This window comes from Halolamina salina, assembly GCF_042678005.1.
In the GTDB taxonomy this organism is placed as follows: Archaea; Halobacteriota; Halobacteria; order Halobacteriales; family Haloferacaceae; genus Halolamina; species Halolamina salina.
Genome location: NZ_JBHUDH010000010.1, coordinates 7,956 through 9,071 on the forward strand (window position 1 = coordinate 7,956; position 1,116 = coordinate 9,071).

The 1,116-nt window shown below is 68.2% G+C and carries 1 protein-coding gene; it reads left to right on the plus strand.

What is annotated here, in order from left to right; genetic code table 11:
- On the plus strand, positions 1-764 hold a 764-nt coding region (locus tag ACFR9S_RS01190), incomplete at its 5' end, for an NAD(P)/FAD-dependent oxidoreductase (RefSeq protein ID WP_379817814.1).
- Positions 765-1,116: the final 352 nt, after the last annotated feature.

Genomic DNA, 1,116 nt, shown 5'->3' on the forward strand with positions numbered 1-1,116 from the left:
CGCCCGCCGCGGACGCCTCCGTCGCCGACCCCGCACAGGTGATCGTCGGCGGCGCCGGCCTCTCCGGGATTCAGACGGCCGGCGAGATCGCCGAGTACCGCGACGAACACGACGCCCCGATCGACGTCCACCTCGTCGAGGGGCTGGAGGAGGTGTTCCCCAACAACCCCGACGACGTCCAGCAGGCGATCCGGAGCCGGCTGGAGGCCGCCGACGTGAACATCGAGTGCGGCGAGTTCATCTCGGAGGTCGACGACGACACGGTGTACGTCGGCGGCGGCGAGGACGAGGCGCCCGACGAGATGCCGTACGACGTGCTCGTCTGGACGGGCGGCATCACCGGGCGGGAGGAACTGGAGAACACCGACCTCGAGAAGGACGAGCGCTCCCGGCGCGTGTTCGCCGATCGGGATTTCCAGACCAGCGACGACCGCGTGTTCGCGATCGGTGACACGGCGCTGATCGATCAGGGCGAGGACGACGTCGCGCCGCCGACGGCGGTCGCAGCGTGGACCGCCGCCGAAGTCGCGGGCGAGAACCTCGTCAACGCCGTGCAGGGCCGGCCCCTCTCGACGTGGACGTTCGAGGACAAGGGGACGCTGATCTCCGTCGGCGACGAGGCCGTCGCCCACGACATCGACGCGCTCCCGTTCGAGACGTTCGGCGGGATCGGCGCGAAGTTCCTGAAGAAGGCGGCCGCGACCCGGTGGATCGCGTCGATCACCTCGGTGAGCCGAGGGATGGGCGCTTGGAGCGACATGTGAACTGAGTCGGGCAGTCGGGTTTCTTTTGGTTGTTTTCGAGGTCGTGCGTTCTTTCGCAATCTGGGGCGGCGACAGTAGTTCGGTTATTGGCCGCTGGGACAGCAACTGCAAGTATCTCGACTGTTGGCAACTGGAACAGCAACAGCGACAGCACCTCGATGCTTGACCACTTGCGACCGCAGTGTGCCGGGCACGAGGCCCGGCACAGCCCCGAGTCCCCACCCCTCCCCCCGCGGCGGCCGACCGTTGGCCGTCACCAGAAATCGGAGATTTCTGATTGGCAGACGAGAGCTTCGCTCTCGTCGACGGCCGCGAGGCGTCCACCGCCACCGCAGCCGGCGGTGGCGCGCGA